The organism is Larkinella terrae (assembly GCF_009668025.1).
Lineage (GTDB): Bacteria > Bacteroidota > Bacteroidia > Cytophagales > Spirosomataceae > Larkinella > Larkinella terrae.
In genome coordinates this window covers 493,518-516,291 of the sequence record NZ_WJXZ01000004.1, presented here as the reverse complement: position 1 = coordinate 516,291, position 22,774 = coordinate 493,518, and the positions used below count along the sequence as shown (strand labels likewise).

The window sequence follows — 22,774 nt, the reverse complement described above, 5'->3', positions numbered from 1 at the left end:
CGATTTAAGGCTGACGTCTACTTATATGGAATTGATAAACGCTAAACCCTAAACTTCAAACTATTTTATAAACTGTAATAGGTTCGTAACTGCCGGTTCGGTCAGTTTCAAAAATGAGTTGGGTACAAGTCCAATCCAGAAAACCATGAAACAAAGCGGAATAAACACCCAGCTTTCGGTTCCGGAAACGTCGTTAAAACCGGTCGTCAAATCGGTGGTTTTGCCAAACATCGCTTTCTGGAATAACCGCAGCATGTAAACCGCTCCGAAAATAATCGTCAGACCGGCCACGCCACCCAGTACGTTGTTGTATTCGAACACGCCCGCCAGCAGTAAAAACTCGCCGACAAAACCGTTGGTCAGCGGCAGTGCCACGCTTCCGAGCAGCAGAATCATGAAAAAAACCGTCAGCTTCGGCGTGTAGCGGGTAATACCGCCCATCTGGTCGAGCAGCCGGGTGTTGGTGCGGGACGCAATAATGTCGGCCACGAAAAACATTCCGACGACGTTGATGCCGTGGGCCAGCATCTGCACCAGCGCGCCCTGAATACCGTACGACGTTTGCGAAAAAACCCCGGCCGCCATCAGGCCAACGTGCGAGAATGACGAATACGCAATCAGTCGCTTGATGTCGCGCTGGCGAATGGCGATGAGCGCGCCGTACACAATACCGATGACCGAAAGCACAATGGCAGTGGTGCCCCACATCCCAACGCCTTCGGGAACGATGGGCAGCAGTAGGCGAATAACGCCGTAAACCCCCATTTTCAGCATAATTCCGGCCAGCAACATGGTCGCCGGAGTCGGCGATTCCACGTAGGTGTCGGGTTGCCAGGTATGGAAGGGGAAAACCGGCATTTTGATGGCAAAGGCAATGAAAAAGGCCCAGAAAATCCAGGTCTGTTCCGTTGCGCTGAGTTTCAGGTTATACAGATCGGTGATGGCCGACGAATGAATACCGGTTGCGGGCGAGGTCTGGAAATAGAGATAGACCAATGCCACCAGCATGAACAAACTCCCGAAAATCGTGTAAGCGAAGAACTTGAATGTAACGGCAATGCGGTTTTCGCCCCCCCAGGAAGCGGCCAGAAAATAGATCGGAATCAGCGCGGCTTCGAAATACAGGTAGAAAAGAAAGGCATCCCGCGCGGTGAAAACGCCCATCAGGGCAGCTTGCATGAACAGAATCAGCGAATAAAAAACCGCCGGGCGTTCGTAATTATGGCGGAAAGCCGAGAGAATAATGAGCGGAGTCAACAGGCCGGTCAGCACAACCAGCAGCAGACTGACGCCGTCGATCCCGGCACTGAAGCGAATACTGCCCGCAAAAATCCACGGATAATCGAAGCTGAATTGGGAGGTTGCGTCGGGAACGAAGTTCAGAAAAGCATAGCCTGATAACGCCAGTTCGACCAGTGCGCCGACGAAAGCGAGTTGTTTGGCCTGTTTCCCCCCAACAGCCAGCACCAGCAGAGCCGCCAGAATCGGGAAGAGCAGAATAGAAAGTGTAAGCATCTACAACTTTATGATAAAGTGATGGGTGACTGTTGAACTGTCGCCAATTGACCAGAAACTAAAACCGGATAAAAAACCGTAACCACAGGATGACGGCAATGCTGGCGACCATCGCGAAAACGTAAAAGCCGATCGAACCGGTCTGCAGCCGGCGCAACTGCCCCGACGTTTGTTTGACCGCCCAGCCCGTTCCGTTCACGACGCCATCGATGATGAATTCGCCGAAACTGTAGAATGCATCGGACAACCCGCGGGTTGGTTTGACAATGATGTTTTCGTACAGTTCGTCGATGTAATATTTGTTGTACAGGACTTTCTCCACCACCGGTCGTTCCACCGTATCCGCTTCCGGCAAGTTAACGCGCTGGATGTACATGACATACGCAACGATCATCGCCACAATGGCAACGCCCGATGAAATGCCCATCAGCATAAATTCCTCGCTGTGCGTCAGCAGGGTTTCGTCAAACGAATGCGGGCTTACTTTGCGGGAAAGTTCAAAAATGGGGTCCAGAAATTCGGCCAGATTCGCGCTGCCGCCCAGAGCTTCGGGCACGTTGAAGAAACCGCCAATGACCGACAAAACCGCCAGGACCAGCAACGGAACCGTCATGGTGGCCGGTGATTCGTGCAGGTGTTCCCGCGTGTGCTCCGTACCCCGGAACCGCCCGAAGAAGGTCAGGAACAGCAGCCGGAACATGTAGAAAGAGGTCATCGCCGAGCCAATTACGCCCAGCACCCAGAGGAGTTTGTTGTGCTCGTAGACGTGCATCAGAATTTCGTCTTTCGAGAAGAAACCGGCAAAGGGCGGAATACCAGAAATGGCAATGGTGGCAATCAGGAACGTCCAGTACGTAATGGGCAGGTATTTGCGTAAACCGCCCATTTTCCGGATGTCCTGCTCATCGGCCATCGCGTGGATCACGCTACCGGCGCCGAGGAACAGCAGCGCTTTGAAGAACGCGTGGGTCATGACGTGGAACATGCCGGAGGTGTAGCCCATTACGCTCAATCCCAGGAACATATAACCGAGCTGACTGACCGTCGAATACGCCAGCACTTTCTTGATATCGTTTTGAACCAGGCCAATCGAAGCGGCCAGCAAGGCCGTGGCGATGGCAATTCCGCCGATGATTTCGAGCGTAATCGGCGACAGGGTGTAGAGAACGTTCGAGCGAACGACCATGTAAATTCCGGCGGTCACCATCGTCGCTGCGTGGATCAGGGCCGAAACCGGGGTCGGGCCGGCCATTGCGTCGGGAAGCCAGGTATATAGCGGAATCTGCGCCGATTTTCCCATCGCACCCACGAACAGCAGCATCGTAATGGCGACAACCGTGGGGTCGCCGATCGGAAAACCGGAGGCCTGTTCGAACACTTCGTGGTATTCGACGGAGCCAAACGCGCCCATGATCATGAAAATACCGAGCAGAAAACCGAGGTCCCCGATGCGGTTCATGACGAAAGCCTTCCGGGCTGCGTTGTTGTAGTTCGTATTCTTATTCCAGAAACCGATCAGCAGGTACGAACAAAGCCCCACGCCTTCCCAGCCAATGAACATGATGACGTAGTTCGAGCCCATGACCAGCAGGAGCATGAAAAACAAAAACAGGTTCAGGAACGCCATGAATTTGCCGTAGCCGTCGTCGTGCTTCATGTAGCCGATGGAATAGATGTGAATCAGCGATCCGACACCGGTTACAATCAGCAGCATAATCAGCGACAGCTGGTCGATCTGGAACGAAAAGGGAATGTTGAAGTGGCCGACCGTAATCCAGTCGAACAAAACCATTCGAACCGGGGAAGAATTGCCTAATTCCGAAATGGTACTAAAACCGCTGAACAGGAGCAGCACACAGCCAAAAGCGGCCAGCGGCCCCAGCGTAGCAATGATTCCGACCAGTCCGGTGGGTACTTTCCGAAAACCAATCCCGTTAATAATGAATCCGATTAAAGGCAACAGCGGAATCAATAATATCAGTAAATCCGTCTGCATTTTTAGAGCTATAGCGTTGTAAAAAATGAATAATGAACAATTACGGGGCCGCCCGCGCGGTAATGAATAATCCAGTCTTCGCTAACCTTCATTGTTCATTGTTAATTGTTCATCTTTAAACTTACCATTTGAGTTTATTAAGCAACCCGACGTCAATGGAACGGGTATTTCGGTAAATCATCACAATAATCGCCAGGCCAACGGCGACTTCGGCTGCGGCAACGGCCATGATGAAAAAGACAAAAACCTGGCCGGTAGGATCGGCCCGGTAGGATGAGAAAGCAATCAGCATCAGATTGACGGAATTGAGCATCAGCTCAATCGACATGAAAATGATGATGGCGTTCCGCCGGGTCAGTACACCGATGATTCCGATAACAAACAGCGCCGTGCTGATGATGAGGTAATATTTCAAGTCGATCAGTTGGATGACTTCGGGAACTTGAATCGGCACTTGGCTTGGCTGCATACGGCTCTGAGGTCTATATACTGGTGGTTAAGATCTGGTCCGGCACTTTTCGGAACGTCGGAAAAGACCGGGCAAAGTTAAGTAATATTCCCGCTTACTCAAACGGTTTGGGCATTTGGAATCACGGCTTATCCGGAAGATGCGGTTTTCCGGCATATCACCGTTTGTTGAACATCCGCAGTTTGATCTCCGTCAGTTTCCGTTTCGTATCGAGCGGAAATTCGCTTTTCAGAATCCAGTCGTAAAAAGACGGCTCTTTCTGAAGCACATCGACCACCAGCGCGCCTTTGTGTTTGCCGAAATTCACCACTTCTTTTCCATCTTTATTGTACACCATATGGCCCCGCAAATCGACGTTGTTGTTCATCATCAGCTTGTTGAGAATATCCACGTCGTTGCCAATGATGATTTCGTTGCCTTTGTCGTCGCTGGCAATGGCGCCGTCGTAGCGTACGAGCATTGATTCCAGCACTTCAAAAGTGGCGAGTGTATCGGCTTCGGCGCTGTGGGCGTTGATCAGGTCTTTGCCGCAGTAGAATTTATAGGCGGCTTTCAACGTCCGCGGCTCCATCAGGTGAAAAATGCGCTGCACGTCGATGAGTCGGCGGTTTTTGAGGTCAAAATCGACGTTGGCCCGCAAAAATTCTTCGACCAGCAGGGGAATATCGAAGCGGTTGCAGTTGTAACCTGACAAATCGCAGCCGTCCAGAAACTGGGCCAGCGTCCGCGCAACCGACTTAAACGTAGGTTCGTCTTTTACGTCTTCGTCATAGATTCCGTGAATCAGACTGGTTTCAATCGGAATCGGAACTGTGGGATTTATCCGTTGGGTTTTAATCACCACTTCGCCGTTGGGAAGCGCCTTGGCAATGCTGATTTCAACGATTCGGTCCTTCATCGGTTCGATGCCCGTGGTTTCCAGATCGAAGAACGCCAGTGGTTTTTTAAGAATAAGCGTATGCGTCATAAGCGGGTACGTACGTGTGTACGACTGCAAAAATACGCAGGAGTATGGTTTTCGCCCTCCTGTAGTCACCGAATTAATTCAGTGACTACAGGAAGACACCCTAATTTTCCCAGCCAAACGACCGTTCAACGGCTTTTTGCCAGCCGTGATAAAGCCGCTGCTGGTCGGCTTCCGGCAGGTTGGGCTCAAACGTCCGGTCAACGCCCCAGTTCTGCCGCAGGTCGTCAAAACTGCTCCAGTAGCCTACCGCCAGACCGGCGGCATAGGCCGCCCCCAGGGCCGTGGTTTCGGTCATTTTCGGACGAATAACCGGCACACCCAGCATGTCAGCCTGAAACTGCATCAGCAACTCATTGATCGTCATGCCGCCATCGACGCGCAGCGAACTGAGTTCAATGTCCGCATCTTTTTCCATTGCCTGAACAACGTCCAGCGTCTGGTAGGCCGTGGCTTCCAAAACCGCCCGCGCCAGATGACCTTTGGTAACAAATCGCGTCAAACCGGCAATGACTCCGCGCGCATCGGCTTTCCAGTAGGGCGCATACAAACCGGAAAACGCCGGAACAAAATACGCCCCGCCATTGTCGGCCACGGTTCGCGCCAGCGTATCGACTTCCGCGCTGGTCGAAATCAGGCCGAGGTTATCCCGCAGCCACTGCACCAGGGCTCCGGCAATGGCCACGCTGCCTTCCAGCGCATAATGAACGGGCTGATTATCAAACCGGTAGGCCACCGTTGTCAACAAACCGCAGGTCGAATGACGGAGTTCGGTGCCGGTATTCATGAGCAGAAAACAACCGGTTCCGTAGGTATTTTTCGCTTGCCCCGGTTCAAAGCACGTTTGCCCGACCAAAGCCGCCTGCTGGTCGCCAAGAATCCCGGCGATGGGAACACCCGGCAGTACCTCCGAGCTCACGGTACCGTACACCTCACTGCTGGACCGGATTTGTGGTAACATCGCCCGTGGAATATCAAAGGCTTCCAGCAGCGCGTCGTCCCACTCCAGCGATTCCAGGTTCATCAACTGAGTCCGGCTGGCGTTGGTCACGTCGGTAATGTGCAGGCCGTTGTAGGTTCCGCCCGTCAGGTGCCAGATCAGGAAGGTATCCATGTTGCCAAACAGTGCCAAACCGCGTTCAGCATCTTCGCGTACGCCCGGCACATTGTCGAGTACCCATTTGATTTTCAGGCTGCTGAAATACGTTGCCAGCGGTAAACCGGTGGCCGCCCGAAACCGGTCCTGTCCGCCTTCTTCGGCGTATTTCGCGACAAGATCGCCGGTGCGGGTGTCCTGCCAGACGAGGGCGTTGTAATACGGTTTGCCGGTTTTCCGGTTCCAGACCACGGTAGTTTCGCGCTGGTTGGTGATGCCGACGGCGGCAATGTCGCTGGCCTGCAGTTTGGCGTTGATGCGCGCCCGGGCGATCACTTCCTGCGTATTGCGCCAGATTTCCTCCGGATCGTGTTCAACCCAGCCGGGTTGGGGGTAAATCTGCGAATGTTCTTTTTGTCCGATGGAAACAATCGTTCCCTGACGGTCGAAAACGATGCAGCGCGTGCTGGTGGTGCCCTGGTCGATGGCGGCTATGTAGGTGGGCATAAGGGGTTATACTTCGGCTGATTTTTATGGAATATCGTATAAAAAGGCCGTAATATAGGAATTTATCGCTATTGAATAGGACTGTAGTGAATCCGATTTGATGAAGGTGGACAAAGCGGTTATTAATGTTAAACGCCAAATGGTAAAAGTGGATGCGACTAAAGTATTGGTTATCTCCTGCGTATCTTTAAAATGATACCGCAAAAAAATGACGCTTATATCATTTACCTGATGTGAAAAAACCCACTCGCCAAAGTCTTTGTCTTCCGTTAAAATAATTCGGGGCGGATTACGGGATGATTCAATTACGTCTGCGTCCCGAATGCCGCGATTGGATTCATAATTTCAATTCCTGCTGAACGTAAGGACGCAATAATAGAATGGTCGATATTTTCATCAGCAATAATCATGCAGCCGACAAATCAATCATTTCTTCATTTGCCATTAAATCAGAGGCATACATTAATGCGGCTAATACATCAGCTTCCTGCAAATGTGGGTACATTCTGACCAAATCAGAAATGGTTGCCCCTTCTGACATTTTCCGCAAGATGATTTCCACGGTAATTCGCGTTCCCTTGATTACCGGTTTTCCCAGCATAATCTGATGATCAGCAACTATTCTTTCGCGATAATTCATGTGATATCTAGTATGCCAGAATTACCAACATATTTATGCTTGTAATTCTGGCATTTTCAAAAATAACAAAAAGATTAGGAGCTAAAACCGGTTCTGATCAATTCCGCGAAAAATACTGGACCAGCATGATCGTGACGGAGGTGAAGAGCGTGCTGGCGACTATTTTGACCAAAGCCGGTAAAAAAAGGAAAATGTTATTGGCTTCGATCAGAAAGAGTGTGAAGTGGTGAACGAACGTCAGAATCACGACGTAATTGAAGAAATTGAGCGAACCCATTTCGTGAATTGAGAAGATAATCCGGCCATCGAAACCGCCACGGGCCGCCTGAAACCGCACCACCATCGGCCGCACATACGCCATCAAAACCGTAGCAGCTGCGTGCATGCCGAGCGTGTTGTAAAACGTATCGACGATGATCCCGACCACAAAAGCCGTCAGCAAGGTAGCCGACAGGCTCATTTCGGCAGGCAGTAACAAAATACAGGCCACGTACATGAAACAAAACGCGACGTCGAACAGCACCAGATTCCGGACAATCAGGATCTGCAACGACAGATACAGCACAAACAGGAAAACGATGTTCAGTATTTCGCGTAACGTCATGGGCGGGTGGCTTTATTTTCGTTCCGGTGCGGTAGTTTGTTCCAGTTTTTCCTGCTCGCCCTGCAATTTATTCTCAACCACGTAAACGAAAGAAAGGTTGTTGAAATCGGTTCCGACGGCCAGCGTTACGTCATGAAACGTCTGGTTCGCCATCTCGCCGACGCGAATGACCCGGCCGACCAGGATACCGGACGGAAAGATCGAATTGTATTCCGAGGTCACGACCGAATCGCCCCGGTACATTTTCGTATTGCGCGAAACGTCGAGCATCTTCATGCGGGTGGGGTCGATGCCGTCCCATTTCGCCGTGCCGATTACCCCGGCTTTCACCAGTCGCGACGAAACCATGTAATCGGAATGCAGAATGGACGTAACGATCGAAATGTGTTCGGAACAAATCTTGACCTTGCCCACCACGCCGGTTGGCGAAATGACGCCCATGCCGGGCCGAATGCCATCGACGGTGCCTTTGTCGAGCGTAATATAATTGTTAGGGTGTGTCGTCGTGTTGTTGATCACCCGCGCCACTTTATACTGAAACCGGGTCGCAAAAATCGAGTCGGTCTGGTAGCTGGTTGGCACCTGCGGTTTTTGCTGTTGAAGCTGGGTAACGAGCGCATTGAGCCGCCGGTTTTCTTCGGCCAGATCGGTGTTGACCTGCCGCAGCCGGGCGTATTCGCGGGCTTTGTTCGACCAGTCCAGAATCTTGGCCGCATAAAAATTCGAAGTATTGAAATACCGAATGCTCCAGTAGTTATTGGTATTGATAATAAAATAAAAGCTCAGCACCTCGAGCAGAACAAACAAGATGAAGTTCCGGCTTTTGATGATGAACTGGAATAACTCAAACATACAGGAGTTAAAAGTTAAGAGTTAAGAGTTAAGAGTAAGCTGACGCATCTGACTCTTAACTCTTAACTCTTAATTCTTAATTTTTAACTGATTAAGACGGATTTATACATGTCGAGGTTTTTGATCACCTCGCCGGTGCCTTTCACAACGGCTTTCAGCGGATCGTCGGCGACATGGATCGGCAGTTTGGTTTTCGCGCCAATCCGTTTGTCGAGACCGTGCAGCAATGCGCCACCGCCCGTCAGGTGAATCCCGTTCGTATAAATATCGGCCGAGAGTTCCGGGGGTGAAATTTCCAGCGCCTTCATCACGGCTTCTTCAATCTTCGAAATCGATTTATCGAGCGCGTAAGCGATTTCGCTATAGGTTACCTTGATTTCTTTCGGAATACCGGTCATCAAATCCCGGCCCCGGATTTCGTAATCGGCGGGCGGGCTGTCGAGTTCGGGCAGGGCCGAACCCACTTCCATTTTAATCTGCTCCGCCGAACGTTCGCCGATCAGCAGGTTGTGTTCCCGGCGCATGTAATCGACGATGTCGCGCGTGAAAACGTCCCCGGCAATCCGGATCGACTGTTCGCAGACAATTCCCGAAAGGGCAATAACCGCAATTTCGGTGGTCCCTCCTCCGATATCTACAATCATCGTGCCGTTCGGCTGGGTAATATCGATGCCTATCCCGATGGCGGCCGCAATCGGTTCGTGCACCATGTAGACTTCTTTGGCTCCGGCGTGTTCGGCGGAGTCCTTAACGGCCCGTTTTTCCACTTCCGTGATCCCCGACGGAATACAGATCACCATGCGGTGTGAAGGGGAAAATAGCCGGTTACCCGTATCAATCATCTTGATCAACCCGCGAATCATCAGCTCGGCGGCCGTAAAATCGGCGATCACACCGTCTTTCAGCGGGCGGATTGTCTTGATATTTTCGTTCGTTTTTTCATGCATCTGCATCGCCTTGTGACCAATCGCCAGGACTTTTCCATTGATTTTGTCCATCGCGATGATCGAAGGTTCGTCCACCACAATCCGGTCTTTGTGAATAATCAGCGTATTGGCGGTGCCAAGGTCAATCGCAATATCGCTGGAGAGAAAGTTAAATAGTGCCATTCGTTATAATCGTGCAAGCACGGTGTAGCCCCTGTTTTTGGAGGTGCAAAAATATAGATAATTCGAGACAACTATCGCTATATAATTGCATTTTTATTATTTTTTATACATGATGGATCGTTAATAAAAACCGAAAACCGTCGAGCGGATGCCGAACCGGTCGGATTCTGATTCCACCGAGATTCATTCACGTAAAACTGTTACCTTTGCATTGTATGGGAATCCGATCAGTTTTGAGCAAGCCACTGGCGAAATTTGTCGTACAGCGGCAACAGGAGTGGATGCACCGGCCGGGCGAGACGCAGCAACGGTGGTTCCGGAACCTCCTCGATGGGGCAAAAAATACCGCCTTTGGCCGCGATCACCGGTTTAAGGACATCAATTCATACCCCGAATTTCGGCAGGCCGTCCCCGTTCGCGATTACGAAGATCTCAAGCCTTATATCGAGCGGATTCTGAGCGGAGAGTCGGATGTGTTGTGGAAAGGAAAACCGGTTTATTTTGCCAAAACCTCCGGCACGACGTCCGGCACGAAATACATTCCGATTACGAAAGAGTCAATTCCCAACCACATCAACTCGGCCCGCGACGCGCTGCTGAACTACATTTACGAAACCGGTAAGGCGGATTTTCTGGACAAGAAACTGATTTTTCTGTCGGGCAGTCCGGAGCTGGTCGTCAAGAATGGCATTAACATCGGGCGGCTTTCGGGCATTTCGAATCACCACGTTCCGGCCTACCTGCGCACCAACCAGTTGCCGTCGTACGAAACCAACACGATCGAGGACTGGGAAACCAAACTGGAAAAAATCATCGACGAAACGCTGACGCAGCCCATGTCGCTGATCTCGGGTATTCCGCCCTGGGTGCAGATGTATTTCGACCGGATTCAGGCGCGGACGGGAAAGAAAATCAAGGATGTATTTCCCGACTTTTCGCTGTTTGTCTACGGCGGTGTCAACTTTGAACCGTACCGGGCGAAATTGTACGAATCCATCGGCAGGAAAATCGACAGCATCGAAACCTACCCGGCTTCGGAGGGCTTCATCGCGTACCAGGATACGCAAACCGAGGAAGGGCTGTTGATGATGCTGAACAGCGGTATTTTCTTCGAATTCATTCCGGCGGAAGATTATTTTTCCAAGAATCCGCGCCGACTGACCATCGAGCAGGTTGAGTTGGGCAAGAATTACGCGGTAGTGATCCACAACAATGCCGGTTTGTGGGGCTATTCGCTGGGCGATACCGTCAAATTTGTCTCGAACGATCCGTATCGGTTGCTGGTAACGGGCCGCATCAAGCATTTTATCTCGGCGTTCGGCGAGCACGTCATTGGCGAGGAAGTGGAAAAAGCCTTGCAATATGCAATGGAGCAACACCCGGAAACGGAGGTTGTCGAGTTTACCGTTGCACCAATGGTCTCGCCCGCCGAAGGATTGCCGTATCACGAGTGGTTCATCGAATTTGCGACACCCCCGAACGACCCGGATGCCTTCGCCCGCGACATCGACCAGCGCCTGACCAAACTGAATGTCTATTACGACGACCTGATTTCGGGCAGCATCCTGCGCCCCCTGAAGCTGACGGTTTTGCCCCGCGACACCTTCCGCAACTACATGAAAGCGCAGGGCAAACTGGGCGGCCAGAACAAAGTGCCCCGCTTATCGAATGATCGGGTGATTGGGGAAGGCTTGGTACAAATTGTGCAAACGGTTTGAAAAATGGAAAGACCGGTTATTGATAAACAGTTTATTTTACAAACGCTGGAAGGAAATCGCGATCGATTACGCTCAGAATTTGGCATTGAGCAAATTGGGCTCTATGGCAGTTTTGCCCGAAGCGAACAAACCGAGAAAAGTGACATCGATCTTGTATATAAATTAATGGATGGGCACTCGCTTGTTTTGAACGATAAAGAACGTCTGCAACGCATATTAAGAAGAAAGCTCCGTCGCAAATTGGATTTAATCGATCAACGATACATAAATCCGTTTACAATGTACACCATGCAAAAGGATGTTATCTATGTATAACAGTAGAAATCTTGCCTATGTGTGTACAATGCTTGAGTGCATTGAAAAGATTTTTCTTTACAGCAATCCTTTTTTAAGTGTTGAAGATTTTGTGTGGGCTAATGATCAACAGAATTATAATGCTTCCTGGGGGCTTCTTTTAGTGATTGGTGAAGAATCAAAGCATCTTGATCCTGCCTTAAAAAACGCTTATTCGAACATTCCCTGGCGTAATATTGCCGGAATGAGAAATTTCCTGGCTCATAATTACCGTGGCATTGATTATGATCTGGTTTATGAAGTAATCAGCACCTATTTGCCCAATTTAAAAGATGTGCTTATTAATATGATTGACCAAATAGAATTCGATAAAGAGCTTTTAAAAACCGCACTCGATTCTGTCTATTATCGCCACATCCAATATTTACGCAGTAAATTAAATGACTAACCCCAAAAAACGCCATATCGCCATTCTGGGCTCGACGGGCTCCATCGGCACACAGGCCATCGACGTGGTTCGGGCACATCCCGATGCCTTTGAAGTAGAGGTGCTGGTGGCGAACTCCAACGCCGAACTACTGATCGAACAGGCCGCGCTGGTTCGCCCGAATGTGGTGGTGATCTGCAACGAAAACCGCTACGATCAGGTGTTTTCAGCCCTCGATCCGCTGGGCATCAAGGTGTACGCCGGAGCCAAAGCCGTGTCGTCGGTGGTGCAGATGGAGCGCATTGACATGGTGCTGACGGCTATGGTCGGTTATGCCGGTTTGCTGCCCACCATCAAAGCCATCGAAGCCGGAAAACACATTGCCCTGGCAAACAAGGAAACACTGGTGGTGGCGGGTGAACTGATCACCCAGCTGGCCCGCGAAAAAGGCGTGGATATTTTACCGGTCGATTCAGAGCATTCGGCCATTTTTCAGTGTCTGGCGGGCGAATTTCATAATCCAATCGAAAAAATCATTCTGACGGCATCGGGCGGGCCGTTCCGCGGAAAATCGCGGGATTTTCTGAAAACCGTTACCAAAGCGCAGGCGCTGAAACACCCCAACTGGACGATGGGCGCCAAAATCACCATCGACTCGGCCACGCTGATGAACAAAGGACTCGAGGTGATCGAAGCCAAGTGGCTGTTCGGGCTGGAACCCCAGCAGATCGACGTGGTCGTGCATCCGCAGAGTATCATTCATTCGATGGTGCAGTTTCAGGATGGCAGCATCAAAGCGCAGATGGGTTTGCCCGACATGCGGTTGCCGATCCAGTGTGCGCTGGCGTATCCAAACCGCCTGCCGTCCGATTTTCCGCGTTTTGACTTCACAAAATTTCCTTCCCTCACTTTCGAACAGGCTGATCTTGAAACATTTCGTAACTTGCAACTCGCTTTCGACGCGCTCGGCCGGGGTGGCAACGTTCCCTGCATCGTCAATGCGGCCAATGAAGTGGCGGTAGAGGCTTTTTTGCACGACGAAATTGGCTTTTTGGAGATTTCGGATATCATCGAAGAAGGGATGCAGAAAGTGGCCTACGTGGCCCGGCCAACCTACGACGATTATGTTCGAACCGACGAAGAAACCCGGCGCATTGCCACGGCCCGAATTAAAAGTTTCGTTTAATTGTTTCCCGGTAAATCATAAATAATTTCAGGACGATTGGGAAGTTTTTCCATCTTCTGTCGTTAAAAGGTAAAAATTCGTCCAAGAACCTTTTGTTTAACCAGGTTTTTTGGAACGGTTTTTGGAAGGCCAGTTGGGTCAGTCTGACGGCTTTCGAATTCATATTCAAGCGGTTGAAACAGCAACACAACAAATCATAACCAATTAAAAAAAGTCGTCGGGTCGCCGATGCAATCAGTTTAGACGAATGGAACTAGCAAGAGTAGCGGAAATAGCAATCATGGCCGGGCAGCTCATTTTGGGTCTGTCTATTTTGGTGGGGTTGCACGAGCTGGGGCACTTATTAGCCGCAAAAGCCTTTGGCATGCGGGTCGAACAATATTTTATCGGTTTCCCACCGAAAGTATGGAGTATCAAACGGGGTGGCACGGAGTACGGTCTGGGGGCGATCCCGCTGGGCGGTTTTGTCAAAATTTCCGGAATGATCGACGAATCGCTCGATACGAAGTCGATGCAACACGAACCGCAGCCCTGGGAATTCCGCTCAAAACCGGCCTGGCAGCGTTTAATCGTCATGTTGGGCGGTATTATCATCAACGTCATCACCGGTATTGTCATTTTTGTGGCACTTACCTATCAGAACGGCGAAACCTATACTTCGGTCCGCGACGCGAAATACGGTATCGTAGCCTACGATTTAGCGAAAGGAATTGGCCTGAAAACCGGTGATAAGATCGTCAAAATCAACGGAAAGGAATTCGAGGATTTCAGCGACATCCGCAGTTCAGAGGTTTTTCTGGGTTCCGATAGCTTTTATACCGTCGAACGGAAAGGTGCCGACGGCAAAGTAGAGGAAGTTACCATCGACATTCCCAACGACTTTATCGATAAATTATCCGATAAGAAAAACGCCGGAATGTTTGTTGAAGCCATTCAGCCGTTTCGGGTTGGCGAAATTGTGCCGGGCATGCCCGCCGAAAAATCGGGATTGCAAAAAGGCGATGTCATTACGGCCGTCAACGGCAAACCGACTCACTTCTACCACGAATTTCAGGAGGTTGTAAAAGCCAATGCGAATAAGCCGATTACGTTGACGGTACAACGTCCGAATTCGCCCCAACCGATTACGCTCAACACCACGGTTACCGACAAAGGGCAGATCGGTTTTGGCGCGGAGTCGCTGCTGAAAAAAACGCACATTGATTATACATTTGGTCAGGCGCTGGCGAAGGGCACGGAGCAGGCTTTTAGCGTAGTTTACGACAACATCAAGGGTTTTGGCAAAATTTTCCGGGGTGATGTTTCGGCGTCCAAAGCCCTGAGCGGCCCCATCGGTATTGCTCAGAACCTGTTTGGTGGTGTCTGGATGTGGGAGCGGTTCTGGTTCGTCACCGGCTTGCTGTCAATGGCGCTGGCCTTCATGAACGCCCTGCCGATTCCGGCGCTCGACGGTGGTCACTCGACGCTGTTGCTCTACGAAATCGTGTCAGGACGCAAACCGTCGGACCGGTTTCTGGAAGGAGCTCAGCGGGTTGGCATGGTGATTCTGCTGGGATTGATGGCGTTTGCAATCTTCAATGATGTATTCAAAGCGGTTTTTTGAGTTTAATAAGGGATTATTTCGCGGAGGTGAGCGGAGTTTAACAGAGTTAAGCAGAGTTATAGTTAATAAAAATAAACTTTGCTTAACTCTGTTAAACTCCGCTCACCTCCGCGAAATAATTTTTTGCTTATTCTCACTCCTGTTCTTCACAGGTGCGCATCCGGTGCATACGAGCATTACGCAGATGCAGTACAACGCGGCTGAAAAGACATTCGAAGTGAGTCTCCGGGTCTTTACGGATGATTTTGAAGAAGCGCTGACCAAAGAAAACAACAACCAGCTCGTGCGGCTCAACGATAAAGACGCCAACGGTCCCCTCATCGAACGGTATCTTCGCAAGCACTTTAGCCTGTCGAATCCCGGAAAACAGCGCAAACCGTTTCGGTATATTGGCAAGGAGCAGGAAGTGGATGCAACCTGGATGTATATCGAAGTCCCCTATACGGAGCCAGTCAAGGGCAGTACGCTGCAGCAATCGCTGATGATGGAAGTGTTTGACGATCAGATTAATCTAGTCAATGTGTCTTATTTGTCCGAAAAAAAAACCGTACTGTTCCGGAAAAACAGCCCGCAACAGGTACTGAACTGGTAAGGCACGGAGCCATTCAAGCATAGATTTTCCGTTCGCTTTGAGTTTCATCTCCTTTTTCGTTACTTGTATCGATACAGACAATTCCGCCTGTTTTGTTTACCACAAACGTTTGGCATATCTCTTGTGCTATATACCAATCTTTGTTTTCAGTACATATTAAGCCTGTGTGATACACTAAGTCTGTCAGTTTGGCAGACATCTAACTATGAGTGTAACTAGTAAATACGATACCCAATTATGGTTGGCGGATTCGGATCTGGACAATCTTGAAATTGTTCCGCTGGGATCAGCAGATGATGCCGATGACGATTATATTGTACCCAACGACCTGTCGATTCTGCCCGTTCGAAATACCGTGCTTTTTCCGGGTATGGTGATTCCGGTAACGGTCGGTCGCCAGAAGTCGATTAAATTAGTAAAGAAGGCTTACAAAGGAAACCGTATCATCGGTGTAGTGGCCCAGTCGAACCAACAGAAAGACGAACCCACCGCCGACGATCTCTACCGCCTGGGAACGGTCGCGTACATCATCAAGATGATTACGCTCCCCGACGGAAACATTACGATCATTATACAGGGAAAAAAACGGTTTGAAATTGTCAATTTCCTCCAGGAAGAACCGTATCTGACGGCCAACGTCCGCCAGATCGACGATCATTTTCCGAATCCCAACCGCAAGGAATCAAAAGCGCTCATTCAGTCGCTGAAAGAATCGGCGTATAAGATTCTGCGTTTGAATCCGGAAATCCCGCAGGAAGCCCGGATCGCGCTCGACAACATCGAAAGTCCCATGTTTTTGATGCACTTTCTGTCGTCGAACATCAACGCCGAAGTGGCGGATAAACAGAAATTGCTGGAAACCACCGAAGGCGCTCAACAGGCAACCCTGCTGCTGGAATACATGCTGCGCGAAATCCAGTTGCTGGAGCTGAAACGCGAAATTCAGACCAAGGCCAGCTCGGATATCGATCAGCAGCAACGCGATTATTTCCTGCGTCAGCAGATTAAAGTGTTGCAGGACGAATTGGGTATGGACAGCCCCGACCGCGATCTGGAGGAAATCCGGATGCGGGCGGCCCGCAAAAAATGGTCACCTTCCATCCACGCGCATTTTGACAAGGAGCTGAACAAACTGCAGCGGATCAACCCGATGGCACCCGAATATCCGGTGACGATGAATTACATCGAGTTGATGGTCGATCTGCCCTGGAATGAGTATTCGAAAGACAATTTTGACCTGCGCCGGGCGCAGAAAATACTGGATAGCGACCACTTCGGGCTCGAAAAAGTGAAGGAACGGATGATTGAATACCTCGCCGTTCTGAAACTGAAAAACGATCGGGCTTCCGAAGGTATGAAAGCACCCATTCTGTGTTTGTACGGCCCTCCGGGGGTCGGGAAAACCTCGTTGGGACGCTCGGTGGCGAAAGCCCTGGGCCGGAAATACATTCGGATGGCGTTAGGTGGTGTTCACGATGAAGCCGAAATCCGGGGCCACCGGAAAACCTACATTGGCGCCATGCCGGGCAAAATCATTCAGAATATCAAAAAAGCGGATTCGTCGAACCCGGTTTTTATCCTGGACGAAATCGACAAGGTAAGCTCCGATTTTCGCGGAGATCCGTCGTCGGCTTTGCTCGAAGTGCTCGATCCGGAGCAAAACTCGACCTTTATCGACAACTACCTCGAAGTTGAATACGACCTGTCGAAGGTGCTGTTTATTGCCACCGCCAACTCGCTCGACACGATTCACCCGGCCCTGCGCGACCGGATGGAAATCATCGAATTGACCGGCTATACGGTTGAAGAGAAAATCCAGATTGCCAAGAAATACCTGATTCCGAAACAGCGGAAAGAGCACGGTTTGAAACCGAAAGATCTGGTGGTGGACGACAAAGCCATTCAACGAATCATCGAAAGCTACACCCGCGAATCCGGCGTTCGGAATCTGGAGCAGAAAATTGGGGCGCTCGTTCGCAAAATTGCCAAGTCGATTGCGCTGGAAGAAGACTATCCGAAAACCATCAAACCGGCGGATGTTCAGAAAATGCTGGGCGCCGAAGTCTTCGACCGCGATCTGTATTCGGACGACGACATCGCCGGAATTGTGACCGGTTTAGCCTGGACGCAGGTCGGTGGCGAAATCCTGTTCATCGAATCGAGCCTGAGCCGTGGTAAAGGCAACCTGACGCTTTCGGGGCAATTGGGCGATGTCATGAAGGAATCGGCGGTGACGGCGCTATCGTACCTGAAAGCCCATTCCGACCAGATCGGACTTGATTACAACGTCTTCAACCACTACGATCTGCACGTTCACGTACCGGCCGGAGCGGTTCCGAAAGACGGCCCGTCGGCGGGGATTACGATGCTGACGTCGATGGCATCGATTTTCACCCAGCGGAAAGTACGACCTTTTCTGGCCATGACCGGCGAGATTACGCTGCGCGGTAAAGTGTTGCCGGTCGGCGGGATCAAAGAGAAAATTCTGGCGGCCAATCGGGCGGGTGTTCGGGAGATTATGCTCTGCTCGAAAAACCGCAAAGACGTGGAAGAAATCAACCCGAATTACATTCAGGATCTGACCATTCATTACGTCGATACTGTCGATCAGGTGCTGGAAACGGCGCTGTTACCGCAGCAGGTCTCCAAACCGATGAAGTTTATTCTGCCGAAAGAAAAAGAGAAAGACCCCGAACCCGTTCCGGCCTCCGTGACGGTTTTGTAAGCTTTGATCTAAAGGCGTCTAAAAATCAAGCCCTTACGCTAGAAAGTTTAACCCTGTCCAGTGCACGGTTTTTCTGATCAGGCGTAAGGGCTTTCTTTTGCAAAACGGCGGGAGCATTTTCAGGTAAAACCTACTTTAATCCTGCTATTCCCGTCCATTCCTTTTTCCACCTGAATCTGCACGCTGATCCGCTCCTTGATCTCGTGGCGGTGGGAAATAATTCCGATGGTTTTCTGGCTGTCGTGCTGCAGTTTTTCCAGCATGGCAACGGCCGTATCGAGCGTGTCGGGATCGAGCGTTCCGAACCCTTCGTCGATAAATAAACTTTCGATCTGGACGTTCTGGGAAGCCAGATCGGACAGCGCCAGCGCCAATGCCAGACTGAGCGTAAACGTTTCACCCCCCGACAAACTGGAAACCGACCGCTCCGTGCTGCCCTGATACAAGTCCACCACGTAGAGTTCGTCCTGCCCGTCGCGCGGTTTCAGCAGCAGATACCGGTCCGTTAAGTCTTTCAACCGTCGGTTGGCCAGACCGATCAACTGCGCTAGCGTCAGTCCCTGCGCAAATTTGCTGTAATCGTCGCCTTTCGCGCTGCCGATCAGCCGGTCGAGTTCGCGCCAGGGCCGGGCCTCGGTTTCGAGTTTTTCGAGGTCTTTGATCAGTTGTTTGTGCTTCCGGCGTTTCTCCTTATCCTCTTCCAGCTGCCGTTTGTAATACCCAATATTTTCCCGCTCTTTGGCTTCTTCCTTTTTCGTTTCCCGCAGTTGGGCCGTTGTTGCTTCCAGCGTCATGTCCGTCTGGCACGCGACCGCGGCTTCCTGCCGTTTCGCCGTCTCCTCTTTTTCTTTGCGAACAATCTCTTCGGCCTCTTTTTCCAGAGCGGTTTTTAATTCCTGCAGGGACCGGACTTTCGAGCTTTCGAGCAGGCAGGCGCGGGCCTCGGTCAGATCATGAAAACTACGTTCGATCAAAACCGGCTGTAAGTCAGCGGTCAGCGTCTGGTAATTCTGGTCCGAATCAACAAAGCTGGAAGTCGCTTTTTCGAGCAACCCCTTTTCCGTACCGATTTTCAACTGAACCGCATTAAACTGATTGACAAGCTGTTCACTCTGAAACCGCACGTCATCCCCTGCATACAATTGTTCTTTTTGCGCTTTTAACAGTTCCGCCTGTTTCTTGCTTTGCTGCACGGTTTCCAGATCATCCGAAAGCCGTCGCAACAGCGTTTCCTGCTCCCAAAGTGTCTGAATCTCATTCAGTTCTTTCCGCTGAATCTGAATTTCCTGCTGCGCATCTTTGATCTGTTCCGGCGACAGCGTCGGGTCGAGCGCGAGGGTGGAAAGCCGGTTTGAAATAAAGGTCCGTTTTTCCGAATACGCTTTCCGGAGCGTATTGCGCTGTTCCGAGTACGTTTCCAGCTCCGACTGTATTTTCAGCAGCTTACCCTGCAACGTGTCATGGGCTTTTTTCTTTTGCTCCAGATCCTGCGTAGCCAGCCGCAACTCCAGCTCCAGCTTACCCGTTTGATTGATGTAATGCTGCGCGTACGGATGGTCCAGCGAACCGCACAAGGGGCAAGGATCGCCCTCCTGCAAGGCCTTGCGCAATTCGTCCAGATCGGCTTCTTCGGCAAACCGCCGTTTGGCCAGGTGAATCTGGTCAATGTTAAGTTGAAGCGTCTCAACCTCAGCCTTTAACTGCTCCAGCGGTTTTTGATGTTCATTCAGAAAAGCCGTATGGTCATTGATTTTTCCGTTCAGTGTCGTTCCGTCGAGCAAACGGTCCTGCTGTTGAACAAGCAACGTCTTTAGTTCAGCTAAATTCTCATCCTGCTTCAGCAAGCGGTTTAATTCGGATTGAATCGAGCCCGATGTCAGCGATGGGTAATCCTTCTCAATTTGCACCAGTTGGACATTCAGTTCGTGCAATCGCTCCTTGACCAACTCTGTCATCTGGTCAACATCCCGCACATCGAGCGTTTTGAACCACTCCAGTTTGGTCGTTTCCAATTCTTTTTTGATCGACCCAAACGCCGGTTTGGCCCTGTCGCGTTCAGCCTGGTATTGATTGGTCAATTCCAGCACTTTCTCCCGAAAATCGTTCAGCTCTTTCTCAAACGTTTTCTCGGTCAGGTGCGGCTGTTGGGTAAGGGTTTGCGCTTTACGAATCAGAATTGCCTGCTGGTCACCCAATTCATTCAGGCGGTTTCGGGCGGTTTGCTGATCCTGTCCGGCGGTTTTTCGGTTGCGCTCGGCGTTCGCAATATCGGAGAAACTGGCGGCCAAATCGGCGACCTGCTCGTGGCGTTGCAACCGCAGACCATCCGGCACAAACGCCTGTTTTTTTTCTTCCGACACGTTCCGCCGTTTCGTCAAAACTGCAAGCTGCTGGTCGGCATCAGCCATTTGACGAAGGAATTTTTCTTCATTCGTATAAAAGACAACGTCTTTGGCGATTTCGATCAACCGCTTGCTGATGGTTTTCTGGCGGTCTTTCAGTTCCTCAACCTGCTCCTCCGTCAGTACTTTGATCAGCTCAACTTCCTGCCGTTTTTCCCTGATTTGCTCTTCGAACGTTTTATTCACGACGTGCGCCCGCTGCCCCAGTTGCCGGTAAATCTCGGTTCCAGTAATCCGTTCCAGCATTTTGCTCCGCTCGGCCGCCCGCGATTTCAGGAACTGGTCGAACGCGCCCTGCGCCAGCACGATCGACCGGATAAACTGGTCGTACGTCAGGCCGATCAGCTCTTCGTTTTTCTTCGGAAATTCACTTAACCCCTTGATGGGCAGCAACTGACCCTCGGTTTGCCCTTCGGGAAGAAAGGCAATTTCCATTTCGTAATTGTTCCAGTTGTCGTTGCGGTTTTTCTTGATCGACCAGCGCGAACGGTAGGCTTTCCCGCCGACTTCGTATTCAATCTCGGCGTAAGCGGCCGTGCCGGGTTCGCGGGCTGCCTGCTGATTGACCAGAATGCCTTCGTCGATGATGCTGGTATTCGAAATCGTACCCGAAATCCGGGGCACGCGGTTGAACAGCGCCAGCGTAATCACGTCCAGCAAAGTCGATTTTCCGGCGCCGGTTGGCCCGGAAATAACAAACAAACCGGTGCTGCCCAGCAGCCCGTCGTTGAACTGAATCGGCGGGTGTTCGCCGTAAAAGGAATTGATGTTACGAAAGCGTATTTGTCTGATTTTCATGCAGTAGTACGGGATGGGCTGCTTGTTCCGTCACCAAACGATACAATTCTTTATAAGCCTCCAGAAGCGCCGTCCGCTCGTCGCCCTCCACCTGCGACACATCCAGCCGACGACCAAACACATCGAGGTACGTCAGATCCTGCAACTGCGTGTCGGCGACGTACAGCGAATCCAGACCTTTTAATTTATTCCGAAAAATCAGCCGGGATTTGGCCATCAAAAACGGCGCTTCGGCGTAATCGCGCTGCAACTGCTCGAAATGCTGGCGAACCGTCAGGCTTTCATGTTCTTCTTCCACCAGAATTTCCACCAGGGTTGTCAGGGCGTCGGTTTCTTCCAGCTTTTCCAGCCTTTCCCGAACGGCATCCAGGGTTCCGGCCACTTGCAGCAACGACCGGAAATGCGGCACCGGAACGGATTCGATGGTTTTAATCTGCCCGTTTTCCAGCGTTAATTCCAGCACCTGATGTCGGTTGTCGCGTTCGGCAAAACTCAGCGGCAACGGCGCCCCGCTGTAGCGAACGGTTTCGACGCCCCCGATCTGCTGCGGAACATGAATGTGGCCCAGCGCAACGTAATCAAAACCGGGCGGAAAATGCTCGGACGAAAAAGCCGCCTGACCGCCCACGGCGTGGATTTCCCGCTCGCTTTCCGGCGAAACCGTCGCGCCGTTCACGTACAAATGCCCCATCGCCAGAACCGGCACATCGCGAAATTCCGTCTGACAATGATCGACAATGCGTTCGTAATGATTCCGAATGCCCATTCGGACGGCTTCGATGCGGTCTTCGTAAGTCTGGCCCGAAATCGACTGGCGCAAATCGCTGTCACGCAGGTACGGAACCGCAGCCACGAGCAAATCCGTCGACCCGGTTTTCAGCCGGATGACTTCGTCGAGGCAGTCGCCGGTCGTACAGCCGATGACGTGGATGTTCAGGTGGCGGAGGAGTTCGCGGGGCGCGTTGAGTTTACTGGGCGAATCGTGATTGCCGCCGGTGATGATAATTTTGCGTTGAAGCGGCAGCATCCGGGTCAGAAACTGGTAATACAGTTGCATTGACCCGTCGTTGGGGTTGGTGGTATCGAACACATCGCCCGAAATAATCAGCACGTCGATCTCGCGGCTTTCGACGGTTTCGGCCAGCCAGTCGAGAAACCGGACGTGGTCGTCACGGAGTTCGTGTTTGTAAAGTCGTTTCCCTAAATGCCAGTCCGCAGTGTGCAGAATTTTCATACGCCAGTGCTTCCAAACCGGAAGTTAGCTTAAAAATACCGGA

The 22,774-nt window shown here is 51.1% G+C and carries 19 protein-coding genes; 7 read left to right on the top strand and 12 right to left on the bottom strand.

The window, feature by feature from the left end:
* Positions 1–60 precede the first annotated feature (60 nt).
* From GJJ30_RS09315 to GJJ30_RS09275, 10 genes are all read right to left on the bottom strand, one after another.
* On the bottom strand, positions 61–1,515 hold the full coding sequence (locus tag GJJ30_RS09315; RefSeq protein ID WP_154174852.1) for a complex I subunit 4 family protein: 1,455 nt from the start codon (positions 1,513–1,515) through the stop codon (positions 61–63).
* Positions 1,516–1,573: 58 nt separating this feature from the next.
* Positions 1,574–3,511 carry an NADH-quinone oxidoreductase subunit L gene (nuoL, locus tag GJJ30_RS09310; protein WP_154174851.1) on the bottom strand — a complete coding sequence of 646 codons (1,938 nt, stop codon included), beginning with the start codon at positions 3,509–3,511 and terminating at the stop codon, positions 1,574–1,576.
* A 121-nt stretch (positions 3,512–3,632) separates the two neighbouring features.
* Entirely contained in the window at positions 3,633–3,980 is a 348-nt protein-coding gene (gene nuoK, locus GJJ30_RS09305) for an NADH-quinone oxidoreductase subunit NuoK (RefSeq protein ID WP_124878531.1), read from the bottom strand.
* A gap of 157 nt (positions 3,981–4,137) precedes the next feature.
* Positions 4,138–4,947: a 3'-5' exonuclease gene (locus GJJ30_RS09300; protein WP_154174850.1), complete on the bottom strand. Its 810-nt coding sequence runs from the start codon at positions 4,945–4,947 to the stop codon at positions 4,138–4,140.
* A gap of 100 nt (positions 4,948–5,047) precedes the next feature.
* On the bottom strand, positions 5,048–6,547 hold the full coding sequence (gene glpK, locus GJJ30_RS09295; protein WP_154174849.1) for a glycerol kinase GlpK: 1,500 nt from the start codon (positions 6,545–6,547) through the stop codon (positions 5,048–5,050).
* Between the two features lie 24 nt (positions 6,548–6,571).
* Positions 6,572–6,871, bottom strand: a complete 300-nt coding sequence (locus GJJ30_RS32660; RefSeq protein WP_369008982.1) for a DUF5615 family PIN-like protein — start codon at positions 6,869–6,871, stop codon at positions 6,572–6,574.
* Positions 6,872–6,953: 82 nt separating this feature from the next.
* Complete coding sequence (locus tag GJJ30_RS09290) at positions 6,954–7,187, bottom strand: DUF433 domain-containing protein (protein ID WP_154174848.1); 234 nt, start codon at positions 7,185–7,187, stop codon at positions 6,954–6,956.
* A 97-nt stretch (positions 7,188–7,284) separates the two neighbouring features.
* The gene (locus tag GJJ30_RS09285) at positions 7,285–7,791 is read right to left on the bottom strand and encodes a hypothetical protein (protein WP_154174847.1); all 507 of its coding nucleotides are present in this window, start codon (positions 7,789–7,791) and stop codon (positions 7,285–7,287) included.
* Between the two features lie 12 nt (positions 7,792–7,803).
* Positions 7,804–8,643, bottom strand: a complete 840-nt coding sequence (mreC, locus tag GJJ30_RS09280; RefSeq protein ID WP_154174846.1) for a rod shape-determining protein MreC — start codon at positions 8,641–8,643, stop codon at positions 7,804–7,806.
* Positions 8,644–8,726: 83 nt separating this feature from the next.
* The gene (locus GJJ30_RS09275) at positions 8,727–9,752 is read right to left on the bottom strand and encodes a rod shape-determining protein (RefSeq protein WP_038120003.1); all 1,026 of its coding nucleotides are present in this window, start codon (positions 9,750–9,752) and stop codon (positions 8,727–8,729) included.
* Between the two features lie 215 nt (positions 9,753–9,967).
* Here GJJ30_RS09275 and GJJ30_RS09270 point away from each other — a divergent pair, with 215 nt between their 5' ends.
* The 7 genes from GJJ30_RS09270 to lon all read left to right on the top strand — a co-directional run bounded on the left by GJJ30_RS09270 (position 9,968) and on the right by lon (position 18,297).
* Entirely contained in the window at positions 9,968–11,470 is a 1,503-nt protein-coding gene (locus tag GJJ30_RS09270) for a GH3 auxin-responsive promoter family protein (protein ID WP_154174845.1), read from the top strand.
* A gap of 3 nt (positions 11,471–11,473) precedes the next feature.
* Positions 11,474–11,785 (top strand): nucleotidyltransferase family protein, encoded by a 312-nt coding sequence (locus GJJ30_RS09265; RefSeq protein ID WP_154174844.1) that lies wholly within the window; start codon positions 11,474–11,476, stop codon positions 11,783–11,785.
* A gap of 28 nt (positions 11,786–11,813) precedes the next feature.
* Entirely contained in the window at positions 11,814–12,212 is a 399-nt protein-coding gene (locus GJJ30_RS09260; protein WP_170299151.1) for a HepT-like ribonuclease domain-containing protein, read from the top strand.
* Positions 12,205–13,377 carry a 1-deoxy-D-xylulose-5-phosphate reductoisomerase gene (locus GJJ30_RS09255; RefSeq protein WP_154174842.1) on the top strand — a complete coding sequence of 391 codons (1,173 nt, stop codon included), beginning with the start codon at positions 12,205–12,207 and terminating at the stop codon, positions 13,375–13,377. Before GJJ30_RS09260 ends, GJJ30_RS09255 begins: the two co-directional genes overlap by 8 nt.
* A gap of 247 nt (positions 13,378–13,624) precedes the next feature.
* A complete protein-coding gene (rseP, locus tag GJJ30_RS09250) occupies positions 13,625–14,980 on the top strand; it encodes an RIP metalloprotease RseP (protein ID WP_229313046.1) in 1,356 nt (451 codons plus the stop codon).
* Positions 14,955–15,572 carry a DUF6702 family protein gene (locus GJJ30_RS09245; RefSeq protein WP_310588219.1) on the top strand — a complete coding sequence of 206 codons (618 nt, stop codon included), beginning with the start codon at positions 14,955–14,957 and terminating at the stop codon, positions 15,570–15,572. The genes rseP and GJJ30_RS09245 overlap by 26 nt, the downstream gene beginning before the upstream one ends.
* Before the next feature lie 205 nt (positions 15,573–15,777).
* Positions 15,778–18,297 carry an endopeptidase La gene (gene lon / locus GJJ30_RS09240; RefSeq protein WP_154174840.1) on the top strand — a complete coding sequence of 840 codons (2,520 nt, stop codon included), beginning with the start codon at positions 15,778–15,780 and terminating at the stop codon, positions 18,295–18,297.
* Between the two features lie 119 nt (positions 18,298–18,416).
* On the opposite strand, the gene GJJ30_RS09235 is transcribed toward lon, so the two are convergent.
* Positions 18,417–21,497 carry an AAA family ATPase gene (locus GJJ30_RS09235; RefSeq protein ID WP_154174839.1) on the bottom strand — a complete coding sequence of 1,027 codons (3,081 nt, stop codon included), beginning with the start codon at positions 21,495–21,497 and terminating at the stop codon, positions 18,417–18,419.
* Positions 21,469–22,731 carry an exonuclease subunit SbcD gene (gene sbcD / locus GJJ30_RS09230; protein ID WP_154174838.1) on the bottom strand — a complete coding sequence of 421 codons (1,263 nt, stop codon included), beginning with the start codon at positions 22,729–22,731 and terminating at the stop codon, positions 21,469–21,471. The genes GJJ30_RS09235 and sbcD overlap by 29 nt, the downstream gene beginning before the upstream one ends.
* Positions 22,732–22,774 lie beyond the last annotated feature (43 nt).